We start from the raw sequence: 18,582 nt of genomic DNA on the forward strand, positions 1-18,582 counted from the left end.
GGGCAGCGACAGACATCCGATCTCTGGCCAGCTCGTCCGGACGGCCGTCTGGTGGTCGGGTAGCGGAATCGCCTAGGCTGCACGCATCGGCTGTCCCGGCGTCGCTCGGTCGTGACCGTTCGCGGCCCCGGACATCCGACCTCCGACGGTGACCGTCTCCGTCGGTGGAGGCCCAGGCCGCTGGGCCCAGGCGCCGAGGACAGGGGACCCGATGACCGCAGCGAACCAGGACACGGCGCCGACGAAGGGTCCGTGGCCCGCCCGGCCGGAACCGCTCGACGACGTCGCCGAGCTCGCCCGGGTCGACGCGGTGATCGCGGCCGGGCCGTACGAGGCGACCTGGGAATCGCTGTCCGGCTACACCGTCCCGGACTGGTTCCGCGACGCCAAGTTCGGCGTCTTCCTGCACTGGGGCGCCTACACCGTGCCCGCCTTCGGCAACGAGTGGTACCCGCGGCACATGTACGTCGAGGGAACGGCCGAGTACGACCACCACCGCCGGACCTACGGCCCGCAGACCGAATTCGGTTACAAGGACTTCCTGGCCGACTTCACCGCCGAGCGCTGGGACCCGGCCGACTGGGCGGACCTGTTCCACCGCGCCGGCGCCCAGTTCGTGGTGCCGGTGGCCGAGCACCACGACGGGTTCGCGATGTACGAGACCGCCCGCTCGCGGTGGAAGACCACCGCGATCGGGCCGCACCGCGACGTCGTCGGCGAGCTCGGTGCGGCGGTCCGCGACCGTTGGATGGTGCTTGGCGTCTCTTCGCACCGGGCCGAGCACTGGTTCTTCATGAACGGCGGCGCGCGGACGCCCTCCGACGTGACCGACCCCGAGTTCGTCGACTTCTACGGCCCCGCCCAGCGCGAGGAGACCTCGCCCAACGAGGCCTGGATGATCGACTGGTTCCTCCGGACCGTCGAGCTGATCGACCGCTACCGGCCGCAGGTGCTGTGGTTCGACTGGTGGATCGAGCGCCCGGTCTTCAAGCCCTGGCTGCGCAAGCTCGCCGCGTACTACTACAACGAGGCCGCTCGCTGGGGCCGCGAGGTGGTGATCCAGTACAAGTGGGACGCCTTCGCCCCCGGCACCGCGGTGCTCGACCTCGAGCGCGGCGCGATGGACACGGTGCACCCGACGGTGTGGCAGAACGACACCTCGGTGGCCCGCACCTCGTGGAGCTGGGTGCCGGACCAGCAGTACAAGACGCTGCCCGAGCTGATCGCCGAGCTGGTCGACGTGGTGGCCAAGAACGGCGTGCTGCTGCTCAACATCGGGCCCAAGTCCGACGGCACGATCGCCGACGAGGAGCGTGAGCTGCTGACCGGGATCGGGGACTGGCTGCGGGTCAACGGGCAGGCGATCTACGGCTCGGTGCCGTGGGCGATCCCCGCCGAGGGTCCGACCGTCCAGGCCGCGGGGTCGTTCATCGACGCGACCGAGCGGGTCTTCGGGGCCGAGGACATCCGGTTCACCAGCCAGCAGCGCTACGGCAACGAGCGGCTCTACGCCACCCTGCTGGCCTGGCCGGAGGACGGCGTGGCCCGGATCCGGGCCTGGGGCAGCGGCTCGGGGCAGCTGGCCCGGCCGATCCGCAGCGTCGACCTGCTCGGTCACGACGGCGAGGTCACCTGGACCCAGACCGAGGACGCGCTCGAGGTCCGGCTGCCCGCCGACCGACCGAGCGCGGTCGGCGCGGTGATCCGGTTGACCCCGGAGCCGGCCGAGGCCGGAACCCGGCTGCCCTTCGACCACGAGCTCTGACCCGGTGAACCAGCCGGGCCCGTCCGCGGCACCCGACGGCGACCCGATCGAGCGGGCGCGGGCCTGGCTGGTCGACCTGCCGGTCGAACGGCTGCGGACCGACGCCGTCCAGCAGTTCGTCAAGCAGGAGACGATCTTCGTCGAGGTGATCACCCGGTCCGGCGTCCAGGGGCTCGGCTACGCCTACACGATCGGCACCGGCGGCACCGCGGTGCTGGCGCTGCTCCGCGACACCCTGCTGGAGCAGGTGATCGGGGCCGACGTCCACCGGGTCGAGGACGTCTGGCGGCGCTGCTTCACGATCACCCGGGCCACCACCACCGGGGTGATCACCGCGCTGGCCCTGGCCGCGGTCGACACCGCCGTCTGGGACGCCCGCAGCCGCGCCTGCGGGGTGCCGCTGTGGCGGCTGGCCGGGGGAGCACAGCCCGACATCGCGGTCTACGACACCGAGGGCGGCTGGCTGCACCTGCCGGTGCCCGAGCTGGTCGAGCAGGCGCTGGCCAGCCGGGAGCGCGGGCTGGGCGGCGTCAAGATCAAGATCGGCAAGCCCAAGGGGTGGGAGGACGCCGAGCGACTGCGGGCCGTCCGCGAGGCCGTCGGTCCGGACTTCGACCTGATGGTCGACGCCAACCAGTCGATGACCGCCGCCGAGGCGATCCGTCGGGCCCGACTGTTCGAGCCGCTCGACCTGTTCTGGCTCGAGGAACCGCTGCCCGCCGACGACCTCGACGGGCACGTCCGGCTGGCCGCCTCGACGAGCATCCCGGTGGCGGTCGGGGAGAGCATGTACGCGCCGCTGCAGTTCCGCGGCTACCTGCAGGCCGGGGCGGCCTCGATCGTCCAGGTCGACGTGGCCCGCGTCGGCGGCATCACCCCGTGGCTCAAGGTGGCGCACCTGGCCGAGACCTTCAACGTCCAGGTCGCCCCGCACTTCCTGATGGAGCTGCACCTGCCGCTCGTCTGCGCGATCCCGAACGGGCTCTACCTCGAGCACATCCCGCAGCTGCGGGCGATCACCACCGAGGGGCTCGACGTCACCGGCGGGCGCGTCCGGCCGTCGGAGGAGCCGGGGCTCGGGATCGCCTGGGACGAGGAGAAGCTCCGGGCGCTGACCGTCGCCTGAGGCCGACCGGGGCGGTCCGCGCTCCCGGCTGGGCCAGCCGGCTGTGTGCCGGCTGTGCGATGGTCACCGGCCCCGGATCCTCTCAGCGACCCCGAGCAGAGTCGCCTCCGTGCGGGCCGGTCCGCACCCGGGGCTCAGGAGTGCAGCATGGTGTGGTCGAGGGGGACGTCGAGGCGGGTGGCGGCGGTGGCGCTGCCGCTGGCCGTGCTGGGTGCGGTGGGGATCGGTGCGGCGACCGCTCCGCCCGCCAGCGCGAAGTCGGACGTGTTGCTCAACGCCGACCGGGCCAGTGTCCGGTCCGGCGAGACGGTGGTGCTGACCGCCACCGGTGACGACGACGCGGCCGGTGGGTACACGCTGATCTGCCTGCAGACCGCGCGGCACCACCGCTGGGCCGATCTGCGGTGCTCGCGACCGGTGGCCGACGAGACCGGCGGCTCGACCCTGGTGGTCCGGCTCCGCTGGCGCGACGCCGGCGACCACCGGCTCCGCGCCCGGCTGTTCGACGTCGACAGCCGCGGCGGCCATGCCGTGGTCGCGCAGGTCAGCCCGGTCGAGGTCGTCCGGGTCCGCTGACGTGCCCTGAGCCTGTCGACGTCCGCCGTTCCGTGCCCTGAGCCTGTCGAAGTGCGCCGTGCACTGAGCTAGTCGAAGTGCTCTGGGCCTCGACAAGCTCAGCCGGCGTCGAGACGTTCAGTCCGCGTGCGCTGCGGCGACCCGCTGCGGGTCGAGGCCGTAGAACGCGGTGGCGGTGCCGGCGAGGACGGCGGTGCGTTCGGCCGGCGTCAGCCCGTCGAACAGCGGGCGGAGCGAGTCCCAGGTGATGCCGTAACCGCCGTGCAGCACCGAGATCGGCCAGTCGCCGCCGTACATCAGCCGGTCGGCGCCGAAGTGGGTGAACGCGTGGTCGACCACCCGGCGGACCTCCTCGGTCCGCTGCGCCGCGGTCCCGTCGCCGGTGGGGTAGAGGCCGCTGACCTTGGCCCGCACGCGCGGGTTGGCGGCGGTGGCCGCGAACAGGTCCCACCACGGCTCGCTCCCGTCGGGTGGGCCGTCCAGGTCGATCGGCGGGTGACCCAGGTGGTCGATCACCAGCGGCAGGTCCGGGTAGCGCTCGGACAGGTCGAGCACCGCCTCGAGGTGGTCGGGCAGCACCGCGACCACGTCGAAGGTCAGTCCGCTCCGCTCGAGCAGCGCCAACCCCTCGCGGACGTCGTCGCGGAACAGCCAGCGCGGGTCGGGCCGGTCGTGGATCAGGTTGCGGATGCCACGGACCACCGGGGTGGACGCCCAGCGTTCGAGCAGCTCGGCCGTCCGGTCCGGCTGGTCCAGCGGCACCCACCCGACCACGCCCGCCACCCGCGGCTCGTCGGCCGCGCAGGCGAGCATCAGCTCGGTGTCCTCGAGGTTGTCGGCCGACTGCACCAGCACGGTGGCGGTGACGTCGCAGGCGTCCAGCTGCGGCCGCAGCTCGTCGAAGGTGAACACCCGGTCCACCGGCGCCAGCTCCTGGGTCAGCCAGGGGTAGTCGGCCCTGCTCTTGTCCCAGATGTGCTGATGGGCGTCGATGATCACGTCGCTGTGCTCGGGCAACCCGGTGCTCCTCTCGCGGGGTTCGCGGGCGCCCAGACTAACGTCGGGCCCGTCGGCGCCGACCGCCGGCGACCGCAGCCGGCGGAGCCGGCCGGACGAGAGGGAGAGCGGATGCGCGCGGCGACGCTGGCCGACCGTGGGGTGATCGAGGTCCGCGACTACCCGGAGCCGGAGCCCGAGCCCGGGCACGTGCTGGTGGCGATGCACTACGCCTCGATCTGCGGCTCCGACCTGCACGTGATCTTCGACGGGTTCCACGACGAGACCCGGCTCGGCCTGCCCGGGTACCCCGGTCACGAGGGCACCGGGACCGTGATCGATCCGGGCGGGACCGGGCTCGCGGCCGGGACGCCGGTGCTCACCGTCCCCTTCGGGCGTCAGGGCGGGTGCTTCGCCGCGGTGCAGTCGGTGCCGGAGGCCCAGCTGGTCCCGCTGCCCGCCGGCGGCGACCTCCGGCGGCTGCTGCTGGCCCAGCAGCTCGGCACCACCGTCTACGCGATGAAGAAGTTCCTGCCCGCCGACCGCGAGGCGCCCGAGATCGCTGTGGTGGTCGGGGCGGGCTCGGCCGGGCTGTTCTTCCTCCAGCAGCTCAAGGCGCGCGGTGCGACGGTGATCATCACCGACCTCGACGCCGAGCGGCTGGCCACCGCGCGCCGGTTCGGGGCGGACGTCACCGTGCACGGACCGGAGGACTCGGTGGCCGAGGCGACGCTCGACCACACCGGCGGCCGCGGGGCGCCGCTGGTGATCGAGGCCGCCGGCGGGATCGAGGCCCGTGCGCTCGCCGTCGCCTCCGCGGCGCACGGTGCCACCCTGGGCGCTTTCGGCTACCCGGACCGGCCGGGGGCCGAGCCGTTCGACGTCGACGGCGCCTTCCGCCGGGCGCTCACGGTGGCCTTCAGCAACAACACCCAGGGTGAGCCGGGGCTGGCCTCGTTCCGCACCGCGGTCGAGCTGATCACCGACGGGGTGATCGAGGTCGACCACTGCCTGCAGGCGATGTACGACCTCGAGGACGCGGCCGAGGCGGTCGCCACGGCCCGCGACCACGGTCGCGGGGCGGCCAAGATCGGCTTGGTGCTCCCGGCCGCCGGCTGAGGCCCGGCCGGGTCCGACCCGACGGGTCAGCGCTGCAGCGGGACCAGCACCGAGCCGGCCCAGACCAGCAGGAGTGCGCCGACCACGATCAGCCCGACGGCCACCGGGCGCCGCAGGTCGCGTCGGCCCACCCCGTCGATCAGCCGGCGGACGGCGCGGCCGAACCCGGGTGCCCGGTGCAGCGCGAACGCGAGCCCGACGTACGGCGCGATCACCCCGAGCAGGAACAGCGAGTAGCCCAGCGACCAGAACACCGGTGCGGTGGTGCCGAGGGCCCGGACGGCCAGGAAGACGGTGGCCAGCCGGGTGGTGCTGATCATGGTCTCGACCGCCACCACGGTGAACAGCACCCGGGGTCTGTCGGTGCCGCCGACCCGGCGCGGTTTGCGTGGAGAGCGGGCCCGCACCCAGCGGACCACGCCGATGATCACCAGCGCGAGCCCGACCGCGGCGTCGAACCAGCGCTGACCGATCAGCGCCCGCACCTGTCCGGTCCACAGCGTGTTGAGCGCCTGCGGGCTGGCCACCGCGAACAGCGCGGCGAGCAGGGTGGCCCCGGCGCAGGCACCGAGGATGATCATCAACAGCTGGAGCCGGGCCCGGCGGGCGCGTTCGAGCACGCCGATCTCGATCCCGAAGGTGGTCGGGCTGAACGCGGTGACCAGCCCGAGCCCGAACAGGGCCAGCACGACCTGCACCAACCGGCCGACGCCGCCGAGGACGGCGGCCAGGTCGAGCGGGTGCACCCGCGAAGGCTACGGGCTCCCGGGCGCGGGTCCGCCTCCCCTCCCGCAAAGGTGCGGAGCGAGGACGCCTACTGCTCGGCGCGGTGGCTCGGACCGACCGCCGAGGCCAGGGCGTCGAGCGAGGAGGCCAGGTCGGCGGCGGGGACCAGCGGGAACTTCACCTTGGCCAGCAGCGCCTTGTCGGTGACCTTCGACCAGTCGTAGGTCAGGGTGACCGTGGTGGCGTCCGAGCCGTCGGCCTCGAGCTCGTACATCCACTCCCAGCCGGGCGGCTGGGTGCCGGCCGGCGCGCTCTGCCAGGCGATCAGCCGGTGCGGCACGAACCCGGTGACGGTGTTGTCCATCTGGTACTCGCCACTCATGTGCGCGCCCTCCATGTTCATCCGGAAGACGTCACCCACCGCGGTGATCGGCTGCGGCTTCTCGGCCGAGCGGACGAACCCGGAGCCGTCGAAGTCGGCGTGCCGGGCGGGATCGACCAGCAGGTCCCAGATCGCGGTGGTCGGGGCGTCAATGGTCCTGCTCACGGACAGGGAGGTGTCGGCCATGCCGCCAGTGTTCCCGGTCGTGGTCGGGGCCGCTGCGGCGGGTCCGGTGGTCAGCCCTGCTCGGCCCAGAACCGACGGAGCGCGGCGGCGAGCGCGGCCGGCTGCTCGAGCGGGACGAGCGTGCTGGCGCCCGGCACGGTGACCGCCCGGGCCCCGGGCACCAGGGCGGCGGTCCGCTCGGCGGCCTCGGGGGTCCAGTCCCCGCGCTGGTCGCCGGTCACGAAGAGGCAGGGGACGGCGATCCGGGACATGCCGGCGGTGACGTCCGTGCGGTCGACCACGAAGCTCCGCAGGGCGAGCGCCAGGCTCCGCCGGGACGGCCGGACCAGGCTCTCGTCGACCACCGCGCGGATCGCCGGATCGGCCACCGAGGCCTCGCTGAGCAGTGCCCGGTGGATGGCGGCGCGCACCGGCCCGACCGGGCCGAGGGCGCGGAGCAGCGGGGCGAGCACGGCGATCTGTCGGCGCAGCTCGTCCGGCACCGGCTCGGTCGGCGCGCTGATCGCCACCAGGGTGCGGAGCAGGGCGGGGTCGCCGGCCAGCTCGTAGCCGACGTGACCGCCGAAGGCGTTGCCGACCCAGTCGACCGGGCCGTCGATCCCGAGCTCGCCGGCCTGCGGGCCGGTCAGCAGGTCGACCGCGGCACCGGCCGCTTCGCGGATCGTGCTCCGGCGGACCAGCGGGTCGCTCCCGCCGATCCCCGGGCCGTCGACCACGACCAACCGGCGGTCGGGGAGCAGCGGCAGCAGGCCGTCCATGGTGTGACCGTCGACGAACATCGACGCCCAGAGCACGGTGGCCGGACCGGTCCCGGTGGTGCGGACGTGCAGCCGGCCCAGCCGTGTCCGCACGCGGTGGCTGGTGATCAGGTCGGTCGGCATCGTCGCCTACTTTCGTGTTAACGTGTCTAACATGAACCGACCGTACCAGATGACCGGTCGGGCTGCCGCCGCCGAACGCACCGCCGACCGGATCCTCGACGCGACGCTGGCGCTGTGGAGCCGCACGCCCTACGACCGGCTCCGGCTCGACCAGGTCGCCACCGACGCGGGGGTCACGGTGCAGACGGTGATCCGGCGGTTCGGCGGCAAACCCGGCCTGGTCACCGCGATGGCGAACCGCGCCCTGGAGGGGATCGCCGCGGGCCGGGCCGACCGGGCGGGTGACGCACCCGACCGGGTGCTCGCCGACCTGGTCGCGCACTACGAGCGCTACGGCGCCGCGATCCTCAAGCTCTACGCCGAGGCGGACGCCGCCCCGGGACTCGCCGAGGTCGCCCGCCGCGGCCGCGACCACCACCTCGCCTGGTGCGCGTCCGCCTTCGCCGACCTGCTCGAGGCGGTGCCCGACCCGGAGGACCGGGCGCGACGCCGGGCGCAGCTGGTGGTGGTGTGCGACGCGACCACCTGGCGCATCCTGCGGGAGGAGGCCGGGCTCTCACCCGGCCAGGTCGAGCAGGCCCTGGGCGAGCTGCTCGCGCCGCTGCTGGTGCCACCGGGCCCGGTCCCGCCGGCACCCGCTCCCACCCGCGGCGTTCCGGCTCGGCCCTAGGCTGGCGGAATGAGCGACCAGACGAGCGAGCCGACCTCCGCCGACGAGCCGGGCACCGAGGAGCTGCCCGAGGGCGGGGTGGACGTCCGCAACAACCGCGAGTCGGTCGCCGGCGCCCGCGACAGCCTGCAGAACGTCGCCCGCGCCTCCGACGGCGGCGCTCCGCCCGCCGACGCGCCGCGGGCCGGTGAGGAGCCGGACCCCGATCCCGAGGGCACCGCCGGCGGCGACCCGCTGGCCGGTCTGACCGAGGACCCGTCCGGGTCCTGACCTGCCTGGCGTGCCGGCCCTGCTGACCTCGCCGACCTCGGGGCGGACGGGGGTCAGCCGGCCAGCACGGTCCGCCCGAGCAGCACCGCGAGGGCGGCACCGGCCACCATGCAGGGACCGAACGCGAAGTGTCCGCGACGGCCCACCCGCCGGGTGGCGAGCAGCACCACGGCGGCCACCGCACCGCAGCCGAACCCGGCGAGCACGCCGAGGACCGCGACCGCGGGGGACAGCCAGCCGAGCGCGAGCCCGAGCACGCCGGCCAGCTTGACGTCGCCGAGCCCGAGGTCGTCCGGGCGCACCCAGGCCAGCGCGAAGTAGCCGGCGGTGATCACCACCGCGGTGAGCGCCGCGACGCCGAGCCGCGGCCAGCGGCCCTCGACGGCGGCGGCCACCAGCAGCGGGACGAGCACGCCGACCGCGGTCGCGCCGACCAGCCGGTCGGGCAGCCGCTGCTCGACGACGTCGACCAGCACCAGCGCCGCGAGCCCGACGGCCAGCAGGCCGAACCCGACCAGCGCGGGCCCGCGCACCCCGGCGACCACCGCGGCCGCACCCAGACCGGCCGCGAGCACCGCCGTGGGCACCGCCGTCGGGCGCCGGACGTCGGGCAGCCAGCGCGGCAGGGTCCGGGCGACGAACCCGCCGGCCAGCGCGCACCCGCCGGCGACCACCAGCAGCAGCGTCACGGCGACCATGATCAGCTGAAGGCCTTGACGATGTCGAGCACCGCGGGGCCGAGCAGCACGATGAACAGCACCGGCAGGACGCAGAACATCAACGGGAAGATCACCTTGACCGGGATCTTCATCGCCTTCTCCTCGGCCCGCTGGCGGCGCTTGAGCCGCATCTCGTCGGCCTGGGTGCGCAGCACGTCGGCGATCGAGACGCCGTAGGCGTCGGCCTGCAGCACGGCCCGGATGAACCGGCGCAGGTCGGCGGTGGCGGTGCGCCGGCTGAGCTCCTCGAAGGCCTCGCGCCGCGATCGTCCCATCCGGGTGTCCTGCAGGGTGCGGAGCAGCTCCTCGGCCAGCGGTCCGGTGCCGTTCTCGCCGGCGCGCGCCATCGCCGCGTCGAAGCCGAGGCCGGCCTCGACCGCGATGGTCATCTGGTCGAGGGTGTCGGCCAGCTCGAGCTGGATCTGCTGGGTGCGCTCCTGGCCACGGCTGTGCAGCAGCAGCTCGGGCAGGAAGGCCGCGATGCCCAGCATCAGCAGGAACGCACAGACCAGCAGCGGCGTCGCCCGCTCGAGCAGGAACAGCCCGCCGAGCACCAGCACCAGCACCGGCAGCACGATCTTGATCACCAGCAGCCGCTCGAGCGGCCAGGCGGCCGGACGCCCGGCGGTGGCGAGCAGCCGGTCGAGCCGGGCGACACCGGCCGGTCGGGCCACCGCGCGGCCGAGCGCGGCCAGCCGGGACGGACGCTGGGGTTGCTGTTCCGGGGATGCCGCCGGGCCGACGAGGCCGCGCTGCAGGTTCTGCAGCGCCGCGGTGCGGACCGGGTCGGGACGGGCGGTCAGCGCGAGGACCAGCAGCGGCACGGCCGCGGTGCAGGCGGCCAGCCCGATCCAGACGGTGACGGGAAGCATCGGTTCCTCCTCTCAGAAGCTGATCTTGGTGACCTTGCGCAGCCAGATCGCCCCGACCGTCATCAGCAGCACGCAGACGCCGATCATGATCCAGCCGATCGGCCCCTCGGTGAACCGCGCCAGATAGCCCGGGTTGGTCATCGAGAGGAAGGCGGTGATGCCGAGCGGGAGCGCCATCAGCACGTAGGCCGACATGGTGCCCTCGGCACTGAGCGACTTGACCTGACGACGGATCTGGTTGCGTTCACGGATGGTCGCGGCCACCCCGTCGAGCACCTCGGCGAGGTTGCCGCCGACCTCGCGGTTGATCGCGATGGCCTGGCTGACCCAGACGAAGTCCTTGCTGTCCATCCGTTCGGCGGTCTCGGTCAGCGTCTCCACCACCGGCCGGCCGACCCGGACCTCGTTGATCACCCGGGTGAACTCGTCCGAGGTGGGCGACTCGGCCTCGGCGGCCACCGAGTTCAGCGCCTGCAGCATGCTGTGGCCGGCCCGCAGGCTGCTCGACATCAGCTGCAGCGAGTCCTCGAGCTGGTCGGCGAAGGCGCGCTGGCGCCGGCCGACGCGCACGGTGAGGTTGAACCGCGAGCCGATGCCCACCAGCAGCGCCAGGGCCAGCGCGGCCAGTGGCCCGCCGGCCACCGCCCCGACCGCCGCCGCGGCCAGCACGAGCCCGGCGCTGACCACCACGTACTCGGGCAGCGACATCCTCAGTCCGGCTCGGTCGAGCAGGTCGGTGCCGTCGGCGCCGCGCCGACCCACCGCGCGTTCGGCCAGCCGGATGGCGGAGGCGCTGAGCCGGGACAGCGCGCTCGGCTGCGCCACGGTCTCGCCGCGACGGCGGCGCAGCGGCAGAGGGGCCGGGCGCGGCGCGAGCAGCACCCAGACCAGCAGGGCCACCGCGAGCGTGCAGGCGCCCAGCGCGCCGAGCACCGGGCCGGTGAGGGTCATCGCCGGCTCCTCGGGTCGGGCAGGGCGAAGATCGCCGGCGAGACCCGGATCCCGAGCTCCTCGAACCGGTCGGTGAATCGCGGCCGGACGCCGGTGGCCACTGGACGGCCGAGGAACCGGCCCCGGTCGTCGAGACCGGCGGAGTAGTCGAACAGGAACGCGTCCTGCATGGTCACTGTCTGGCCCTCCATGCCCTGCACCTCGGTCACCGCCGTCACCCGGCGGGTGCCGTCGCGGAGCCGGGTCAGCTGCACGATCAGGTCGACCGCCGAGGAGATCTGCTCGCGGACCGCGCGGAGCGGCAGGTCCATCCCGGCCATCAGCACCAGCGTCTCGAGCCGGGCGATCGCGTCCCGCGGGGAGTTGGCGTGCACCGTCGACAGCGAGCCGTCGTGACCGGTGTTCATCGCCTGCAGCATGTCGAGCGTCTCGCCGCCACGGACCTCGCCGACCACGATCCGGTCGGGCCGCATCCGCAGCGAGTTGCGGACCAGGTCGCGGATGGTGATCTCGCCCTTGCCCTCGATGTTGGGCGGGCGGCTCTCCAGCCGGACCACGTGGTCCTGCTGGAGCTGGAGCTCGACGGCGTCCTCGATGGTCACGATCCGCTCGTCGTGGGGGATGAACGAGGAGAGCACGTTGAGCAGCGTGGTCTTGCCGGTCCCGGTGCCGCCGGAGACGATGATGTTGAGCCGGGCCCGGACGCACGCGCTGAGCAGCTCGGCCATCTCGGGGGTGAGGCTGCCGAACCGGATCAGGTCCTCGACCCGGAACGGGTCCGTGCTGAACTTGCGGATGGTCAGCGACGAGCCGTTGAAGGCCAGCGGCGGGATCACCGCGTTCACCCGGCTGCCGTCCGCGAGCCGGGCGTCGACCAGCGGCGAGGACTCGTCGATCCGCCGGCCCACCCGCGAGACGATCCGCTCGATGATCTTGCGCAGGTGCTGCTCGGAGGCGAACCGGCTGGTCGAGCGGACCAGCTTGCCGTCCTGCTCGACGAAGATCATCTCGTGGCCGTTGACCATGATCTCGGTGATCGAGGGGTCGTCGAGCAGCCGTTGCAGCGGACCGAGTCCGAGCACGTCGTCCTGGACCTCGCGGATCAGCCGGTGCTGCTCGTCGCCGCTGAGCGGGATCCGCTCGGACTCGACGACCTTGGCCAGCTCACTGCGGACCAGCTCGTGCAGCTGGGCCTCGCCGAGCGTCGGGTCGTTGAGCCGGCTGCCGATCCGGTTGTAGAGCTCGCCGGCCGCCCGGCTCTTGAGCCGGGACAGCGCGTCGTACTCCGACGGGTCGGGCGCAGGCCGGGTCGCGACCGCGACTCCGCCCGCCGGCGTCGGAGCCGCTGTCGCGACGGACGGCGGCGCGGCGACCCCGGCCCGCTCGGGCGTGCCGGGGTTGACGCCGTCGGCGCCGCCCGGGTGCTGGAGGCGTTCGGAGAGCTTCACCGGACCACCGCCGCGGGGACGGCCGGGGCGGCCACCACCGCCGCCGTCGCGCGTCGCCACCGGCTGGCCGCGCGGCGCGGCTCCGGACCCTTGGTCCGGGCGATGCGGCGGCGCTCGGCCGGCCGCGGAGCCGGTCCGGCGCCCCGCGGGCCGTCGGCGGGTCCGGCCAGCCGGGTAACCAGCAGGTCGAGCTGCTTGGTCAGCGGGTCGCGCAGCCGCGACTCGAGCAGCGGGACGCCCTGGTTGACCGAGGTGAGCGCGGCCCGCGACCGCGGCAGGGTGAGGTCGAAGCGGGCCTCGACGGTGGCCTCGGCGTCGGCGACGGTCAGCTGGTTCTTCCGGTCGACCATGTTGAGCACCAGCTGGCGCTGGCCGGGGAGCAGGTTGAGCCGGGACAGCGTGTCCAGCTCCTTGCGCAACCCGCGGATCCCGGGGACGTCCATGCTGGTCACCAGCACCGGGTCGGTGGTCTCGTCGAGCGCGGCGAGGGTGTGCTCGCTCAGCCCGGGCGCGGTGTCGACCACCACGTAGCGAAACTGGCTCTTCAGCGTGCGGAGCAGGGCGGTGATGTCGTCGGCGGTCAGCTCGTCGGCCTGCTCCGGGCTCGGCGGTGCGCAGATCGCGTACAGCCCGGTGCGGTGCTGGGTGAGGAAGCTCTTGAGCACCATCGCGTCGTTCCGGGCCGCGCCGCGGACGGTGTCGGCCAGGAAGAACTCGGGCTCGAGGTCGAGGGCGCTGCCCAGGTCGCCGAACTGGACGTCGAGGTCGACCACCACGGTCGAGGCCGGCTCGCGGAGCGCGAGCCCGACCGCGATGTTCGAGGCCACCGTCGTCTTGCCGACGCCGCCCTTGGGCGACACGACGCTGATCAGCCGACCGGGCGTGACCGGAGCCGCCGTCCCGGCGTGGGTGGAGGCCCGGCCCGCCAGGGCCAGCGAGCGGCGGAGCTGCTCGGCGGTGGCCGTCGGGGGGCAGACGTCGCGGACGCCGGCCCGGAGCGCGGCCAGAGCGAGGTCGTCGGTGCCGACCAGCACCTGGCCGAGCGTCGGGCAGGTGGTGGAGAGCTGGCCGGCCAGCCCGAGCGCCACCGCCGGGTCGGTCCGGGCGTCGATCACCAGCACGGTGGCGGTCCACGGTCCGCCGACCCGGGCGAACAGCTCGGCCGGGACGGCGGGCAGCGGTCCGTCGACGACGGTGAGGGCGTAGTCGGGGGCGGCGGCCCGGAGCCGGTCGGCGAGCTCGGCGGCGGGGGAGACCAGCACGAGGGAGTTCATCGGTAGAGGTTGCCTTCCGTGATCACCGAGCGACCGGTGTCGGTGGTGTCGGCGTTTTGCTTGGACAGCCAGACGGTGCCGTGCTCCGCGGCGAAGACCAGCCGTTCGGCCAGCGGGGTCGCGACGGCCAGGGTGACGGTCACCCCGCCGTTGCCGGCGGCGGCCGCGGTGCCGCCCTTGCCGCCGGCCGACCCGCCGTCGCCGGCGGCGGTGTCGTTGCTCCCGGTGCCGGCGGTGGAGGTCCCGCCGACCACGTTCATCACCAGCACCTCCGAGGCCACCAGGTGGGTGAGCGGGTGGTTGTTGAAGTCGGTGCTGAGGAAGACCCCGACCTTGTCCCCGGCGGCGAGGTTGCCGCCGACCGCGCGCTGCGGGTCGAGCAGCACCGTGACCTGCTGGGTGCCCTTGGGGAGCTCCGGCGGCAGGTGGACTGCGTCCGGAGCGGCGAACCGGGTGGTGAGCACCTGCTCACCGGGGGCCAGGTCGGCGGTGCTCACCTTGCCGGCCAGGCTGGTCAGGTCGTGTGCGGCGGAGTCGGCGACCGCCACCTGCGGCAGGGTGCGGAGCTTGACCATCCCGGCGAGCTCGTCGGCCGGGGTGCCGGCCGGGATGGCCGCGGTGGCCACCAGCACCGAGGTGGTGGCCATGCCGGCCATCGCGCGCCGGTCGGCGCCGGTGACGTAGCGGAGCAGCACCACCCCGCCGCCGAGGGCGAGGACGAGGGCCAGCACGGCGGCCAGCAGACGGCGTTTCACACCGGTCTCCTAGGATGTGAGGACGACCACCTCGGCACCCAGGTCGGGTGCCGACGTGCTGTAGGTGAACGAGGAGTCGAGCGAGACCATCCCGGTGAAGTAGCCGCGGATGCAGCGCGCGTTGCCGCTGCACGGGTCGTTCCAGCCGTACTGACCGGCGAAGTAGTAGCCGGTGATGGTGAAGGCGGCGTAGGCGTAGACCCGGTAGGTCGCGTTGTTGCCGGTGCCGCTCCAGGAGTCGAAGATCGGCAGCAGCACCGTCTTGTTCTGGAAGCCGGCGAACGCGCTCGCGCTGCAGCTGCCGGGCGGGCTGTTCCCGGTGGAGGACGACATCACGCCCGCGACGACGCTGATCGCCTGGCAGCCGCCGGCGTTGGGGTCGACCCAGCCGAAGCCGCCCGGGACGATGTTGCCCGAGGGTCCGGTGCAGCCGGTGTTGGAGGTCTTGGTGAACAGGATGGTGACGGCGGTCGTCGAGGCCGGCAGCCCCAACGAGGCGCTGAGCCCGAACAGCAGGCCGGTCTGGGCGCGCCACTCGCACAGCGAGAAGGTCAGCGGCAGCACGGCGGTGCCGCCGCTCGGGGTGCCCCAGCGGGCGGTGGCCCGCGCGGTGACCGGGGTGCTCCGCGAGCCCAGCACGCCGGCGAACAGGTTGGTCCGGGTGGTGCTGGTGGTGACGGTGACCTGACCTGTGCTCGGCGAGAGCCCGGCCGGCGACACGGCGGCGTTCGCGCTGCCGGTGATCATGTTGGCCGAGGCCAGGCCGGCCGCGGTGGCCGCCGGGGTGCCGCAGGCGCGGCGGGCGCAGTTCTGCGCCACCGCCAGCGCGGCCGCGTCGGCGCCGTTCTGCAGCTGGGCCTTGGTGGCGTAGAGACCGGCCGCGTCGAGCGCGACCGCGGCGAAGCCGAGCACCGGGATCATCAGCAGCGCGACGGTGACGCTGACGCCTCCATGATCAGCGCGGCGGACCCGCCGGCGGCGCGGGCCGAGCAGCCGGCTGACAAGCCGGGTGATCAGCCGTTGCATCGCATGACCGCCCGTCCGTGCAGGGTCACCGGGCCGCCGAGCATCGAGCTGGCCAGGAACGTGAAGGGGTAGTTGATGGTCACCACCGCGGTGGCGGTCGGCGACGACGTGCTGGTGGTGCAGGTCGAGGGGGTGACCGAGATCTGACCGGTGGTCAGGTTCAGGGTCGGTGCGGCGGCCTGGGCGGCGGCCTGGGCGGCCGAGACGTTGCTCTGCAACGCCATGGTGCGCGCGGCCTGCCGGGCGGCGTTGGTCAGCTGGGCCTGGGCGGCGTACGCCCGCCCGAACTGGGTGATCCCCACCACGAGCAGGATCAGCAGCGGTGCGACCAGCGCGAACTCGACGGCGGCGGCACCACGCTCCGTGCGGGTGCGGTCCACGGTGTTCGCTCCATGATCAAGACCCGGTGCGACGGCCGCGCCGTCGCACCGGGTCCGGTGGTCAGTCCGACCGAGCGGTCAGAGCGAGCCGGCGATGTTGTTGAACATCGCCCGCAGGTTGGTGCCGAGCAGCGTGACGGCGGCGATGATCACCACGGCGATCAGACCGACCAGCAGGCCGTACTCGACGGCGGTAGCGCCGCGGTCCTTGCGACCGGCGAAGTGGTCCTCGACGCGACCCTGCAGGGTGAAGAGGGTGCCGTAGAGGTTGAGGAGGAACTGGGACATTCGGGGGCTCCTGTGGAGGATCGGGGGTGGAGAAGGGGGAGATGGTGCTGGAACAGGGCCCCCGCCGCATTCCGTGTCCGGCCCGGGTATCCCACCGATCGGGCCGTGGCAGGAGCATGACAAATCCGGGGGTCTCCGGTCCAGCCGGAAGGGGCCGTTCCGGCTGAGATGTTGATCAACGATTCCCCTGGTCGGCTGGGACTTCCTCAGCCGGGCGGGCGCGACCGTTAGGTTGTCCCCGTGGACGCGTCGGTGGTGCTGGTCGGCGGCGGGCCGCGGGCGATCGCCGTCGCCGCCCGGCTGGTCGCCGACCACCCGGTGCTGGCCCCGGACGTCGAGCTGACCGTGCACGTCGTCGACGCGGTCGAGGTCGGCGCCGGCCGTGCCTGGCGCACCGATCAGGACCGGTTGCTGCTCAACAACACCTACTGCGCCGAGACCACGGTCTTCGCCGACGAGACGGTGCCCACCGCGGGCCCCACCCGGACCGGCCCGACCCTGGCCGAGTGGGCGGCGATGATCACCGGGGACGCCGACGGCCGGACGGGCGGTGCGGAGCTGCCACCGGGGACCGCGCCGTGGGTGCTCGAGGAGGCCCGGACCATCCGGCCCGCCAGCTTCCCGACCCGCGCCTTCCAGGGCGTCTACTTCCGCTGGGCGTTCGACCGGGTGGTCCGCGAGGCGCCGCCCGGGCTGCGCTTCCGGCCGCGCCGCGGCCGGGTGGTCGCGCTGCACGAGCACGACGGGCGCCAGCAGGTGGTGCTGGCCGACGGCGAGCGGATCGAGGCCGACGTGGTGGTGCTGGCCCAGGGCCTGCTCACCGGGGCCGGGGACACCGAGACCGCGCGGCTGGCGACGGCGGCCGAGGAGCTCGGCCTGGTCCACGTCCCGCCCGGGCTGGCCGCCGAGCAGGACTGGGACGTCGTCCCCGCCGGACGGCCGGTGCTGGTCCGCGGGCTCGGGGCCAACTTCTTCGACGTGGTGGGGCTGCTGACCACCGGGCGCGGCGGCCGCTTCGCCCGCCGCGGTGACGGCGAGCTGGTCTATCTCGCCTCCGGCCGCGAACCGCAGCTGGTCGCCGGCTCGCGGCACGCGCTGCCCTACCGGGCCAAGGCCTGGTTCGCCGACGCGTTGCCCCGTCCTGTCGAGCTGCCCCGGCTGTCCGCGAGCTGGGAGCGGAGCGTGCTCGCCGAGCACGCCGGCCGCGAGGACCTCGACGCTGCCGAGACGCTGGCTGCGCTGCGCGCCGACCTGGCCGACGTCCACGCCGCCGCGCGAGCCGCGGACCCGACCGGCCCCGCCCCGCCGGGCCCCGGAACGACCGGCCGCTTCGACCTCGACGCGGCGGCCCACCCGGCCACCGCGCACGGTCCGTTCGCCGACGAGGACGACTGGCAGGCCTTCGTCGACGACTACGTCGCCGCGGAGCTCGACCGGATCCGCCGGCCCGAGCAGAACGCCGACAAGATCGCCCACCGCGCCGTCGACACCGCGCGGCGCCGGATCAGCCGGCTGGTGCTGGCCCGGGTGTTCGAGCCCGCCTCGGTGATCACCGTGCTGCGGGACGTCTTCTGGCCGCGGGCGCTGGCCCTGGCCAGCGGTCCACCGCCCGAGCGCTTCGAACAGCTGGTCGCGCTCCGCCGGGCCGGGCTGGTCGAGCTGCTCGGGCCCGGGCTGCGGATCGACGTCGAGGACGAGCGGTTCGTGGCCCGGACCGCCGTGCCCGGGCAGCGGCGCACCGCGCACGCGCTGGTCGACGCCCGGGTCAGCCTCGGCGACCTGCGGCGCACCGACGACCCGCTGGTCCGCTCGCAGCTCGCCGACGGGCAGGCCCGGTTCCACGCCGTCCGCGGTCCCGACGGCGGGGTGATCGAGACCGCGACCCTCGACGTCACCACCGACGAGTTCCTGCTGATCGACGCGGCGGGACGTCCGCATCCACGGCGGGTCGTGCTCGGCTCGCCGGCCGGCGACATCCAGTGGTACGCGGCCATCGGGGCCATCGCGCACACCGCGGACAAGATGCTGGTCGGGGCCGAGCGGGCCGCCGCGCACGCGCTGCGCACGGTGGCGCGCGACCAGCGGCTCCGCCGCCACTGAGCGGCACCGTTCCGTGACCTCCCGGCCCCGTCGGGCCCGGTCACGGACCGCCTAGCCTGGACGGGCGTCCAG

Annotated in this window: 20 protein-coding genes; 7 read left to right on the plus strand and 13 right to left on the minus strand. The window is 74.0% G+C overall.

Annotated elements, in window-relative coordinates; genetic code table 11:
- Window positions 1-211: 211 nt before the first annotated feature.
- The 3 genes from FHX74_RS02955 (at window position 212) to FHX74_RS02965 (ending at window position 3,467) form a co-directional block, all read left to right on the plus strand.
- On the plus strand, window positions 212-1,765 hold the full coding sequence (locus FHX74_RS02955; RefSeq protein WP_182558562.1) for an alpha-L-fucosidase: 1,554 nt from the start codon (window positions 212-214) through the stop codon (window positions 1,763-1,765).
- Between the two features lie 4 nt (window positions 1,766-1,769).
- Complete coding sequence (locus tag FHX74_RS02960) at window positions 1,770-2,891, plus strand: mandelate racemase/muconate lactonizing enzyme family protein (RefSeq protein WP_328823584.1); 1,122 nt, start codon at window positions 1,770-1,772, stop codon at window positions 2,889-2,891.
- Window positions 2,892-3,038: 147 nt separating this feature from the next.
- Entirely contained in the window at window positions 3,039-3,467 is a 429-nt protein-coding gene (locus tag FHX74_RS02965) for a hypothetical protein (protein WP_182558563.1), read from the plus strand.
- Between the two features lie 117 nt (window positions 3,468-3,584).
- On the opposite strand, the gene FHX74_RS02970 is transcribed toward FHX74_RS02965, so the two are convergent.
- The gene (locus FHX74_RS02970) at window positions 3,585-4,484 is read right to left on the minus strand and encodes an amidohydrolase family protein (protein WP_220483398.1); all 900 of its coding nucleotides are present in this window, start codon (window positions 4,482-4,484) and stop codon (window positions 3,585-3,587) included.
- A 111-nt stretch (window positions 4,485-4,595) separates the two neighbouring features.
- Between FHX74_RS02970 and FHX74_RS02975 the strand changes: the two genes are divergently transcribed.
- Window positions 4,596-5,582 carry a zinc-dependent alcohol dehydrogenase gene (locus FHX74_RS02975; protein ID WP_182558564.1) on the plus strand — a complete coding sequence of 329 codons (987 nt, stop codon included), beginning with the start codon at window positions 4,596-4,598 and terminating at the stop codon, window positions 5,580-5,582.
- Between the two features lie 26 nt (window positions 5,583-5,608).
- On the opposite strand, the gene FHX74_RS02980 is transcribed toward FHX74_RS02975, so the two are convergent.
- From FHX74_RS02980 to FHX74_RS02990, 3 genes are all read right to left on the minus strand, one after another.
- Window positions 5,609-6,328: a hypothetical protein gene (locus FHX74_RS02980; RefSeq protein WP_182558565.1), complete on the minus strand. Its 720-nt coding sequence runs from the start codon at window positions 6,326-6,328 to the stop codon at window positions 5,609-5,611.
- Between the two features lie 68 nt (window positions 6,329-6,396).
- Window positions 6,397-6,876: an SRPBCC family protein gene (locus FHX74_RS02985; RefSeq protein WP_182558566.1), complete on the minus strand. Its 480-nt coding sequence runs from the start codon at window positions 6,874-6,876 to the stop codon at window positions 6,397-6,399.
- A 50-nt stretch (window positions 6,877-6,926) separates the two neighbouring features.
- On the minus strand, window positions 6,927-7,757 hold the full coding sequence (locus FHX74_RS02990; protein ID WP_182558567.1) for an alpha/beta fold hydrolase: 831 nt from the start codon (window positions 7,755-7,757) through the stop codon (window positions 6,927-6,929).
- 31 nt (window positions 7,758-7,788) lie between these two features.
- Here FHX74_RS02990 and FHX74_RS02995 point away from each other — a divergent pair, with 31 nt between their 5' ends.
- Both FHX74_RS02995 and FHX74_RS03000 read left to right on the plus strand, forming a co-directional pair.
- Window positions 7,789-8,427, plus strand: a complete 639-nt coding sequence (locus FHX74_RS02995) for a TetR/AcrR family transcriptional regulator (RefSeq protein WP_182558568.1) — start codon at window positions 7,789-7,791, stop codon at window positions 8,425-8,427.
- A 9-nt stretch (window positions 8,428-8,436) separates the two neighbouring features.
- Complete coding sequence (locus FHX74_RS03000) at window positions 8,437-8,697, plus strand: hypothetical protein (RefSeq protein ID WP_182558569.1); 261 nt, start codon at window positions 8,437-8,439, stop codon at window positions 8,695-8,697.
- Between the two features lie 53 nt (window positions 8,698-8,750).
- Here the strand turns inward: FHX74_RS03000 and FHX74_RS03005 are convergent, their stop codons facing one another.
- The 9 genes from FHX74_RS03005 to FHX74_RS03045 all read right to left on the minus strand — a co-directional run bounded on the left by FHX74_RS03005 (window position 8,751) and on the right by FHX74_RS03045 (window position 16,410).
- Window positions 8,751-9,395, minus strand: a complete 645-nt coding sequence (locus FHX74_RS03005) for a prepilin peptidase (RefSeq protein WP_182558570.1) — start codon at window positions 9,393-9,395, stop codon at window positions 8,751-8,753.
- Window positions 9,396-9,397: 2 nt separating this feature from the next.
- On the minus strand, window positions 9,398-10,288 hold the full coding sequence (locus tag FHX74_RS03010; protein WP_182558571.1) for a type II secretion system F family protein: 891 nt from the start codon (window positions 10,286-10,288) through the stop codon (window positions 9,398-9,400).
- A gap of 12 nt (window positions 10,289-10,300) precedes the next feature.
- A complete protein-coding gene (locus FHX74_RS03015; RefSeq protein WP_182558572.1) occupies window positions 10,301-11,239 on the minus strand; it encodes a type II secretion system F family protein in 939 nt (312 codons plus the stop codon).
- The gene (locus FHX74_RS03020) at window positions 11,236-12,687 is read right to left on the minus strand and encodes a CpaF family protein (protein WP_182558573.1); all 1,452 of its coding nucleotides are present in this window, start codon (window positions 12,685-12,687) and stop codon (window positions 11,236-11,238) included. The genes FHX74_RS03015 and FHX74_RS03020 overlap by 4 nt, the downstream gene beginning before the upstream one ends.
- Window positions 12,684-13,961 carry an AAA family ATPase gene (locus FHX74_RS03025; RefSeq protein WP_182558574.1) on the minus strand — a complete coding sequence of 426 codons (1,278 nt, stop codon included), beginning with the start codon at window positions 13,959-13,961 and terminating at the stop codon, window positions 12,684-12,686. The genes FHX74_RS03020 and FHX74_RS03025 overlap by 4 nt, the downstream gene beginning before the upstream one ends.
- Entirely contained in the window at window positions 13,958-14,716 is a 759-nt protein-coding gene (cpaB, locus tag FHX74_RS03030; RefSeq protein ID WP_182558575.1) for a Flp pilus assembly protein CpaB, read from the minus strand. The genes FHX74_RS03025 and cpaB overlap by 4 nt, the downstream gene beginning before the upstream one ends.
- Before the next feature lie 9 nt (window positions 14,717-14,725).
- Entirely contained in the window at window positions 14,726-15,742 is a 1,017-nt protein-coding gene (locus tag FHX74_RS03035; protein ID WP_182558576.1) for a pilus assembly protein TadG-related protein, read from the minus strand.
- The gene (locus FHX74_RS03040) at window positions 15,730-16,122 is read right to left on the minus strand and encodes a TadE family protein (protein WP_182558577.1); all 393 of its coding nucleotides are present in this window, start codon (window positions 16,120-16,122) and stop codon (window positions 15,730-15,732) included. The genes FHX74_RS03035 and FHX74_RS03040 overlap by 13 nt, the downstream gene beginning before the upstream one ends.
- Window positions 16,123-16,200: 78 nt before the next feature.
- The gene (locus FHX74_RS03045) at window positions 16,201-16,410 is read right to left on the minus strand and encodes a Flp family type IVb pilin (RefSeq protein WP_182558578.1); all 210 of its coding nucleotides are present in this window, start codon (window positions 16,408-16,410) and stop codon (window positions 16,201-16,203) included.
- Between the two features lie 240 nt (window positions 16,411-16,650).
- Between FHX74_RS03045 and FHX74_RS03050 the strand changes: the two genes are divergently transcribed.
- On the plus strand, window positions 16,651-18,510 hold the full coding sequence (locus FHX74_RS03050; RefSeq protein WP_182558579.1) for an FAD/NAD(P)-binding protein: 1,860 nt from the start codon (window positions 16,651-16,653) through the stop codon (window positions 18,508-18,510).
- Window positions 18,511-18,582 lie beyond the last annotated feature (72 nt).

This window comes from Microlunatus kandeliicorticis (assembly GCF_014137855.1).
Taxonomy (GTDB): domain Bacteria; phylum Actinomycetota; class Actinomycetes; order Propionibacteriales; family Propionibacteriaceae; genus Microlunatus; species Microlunatus kandeliicorticis.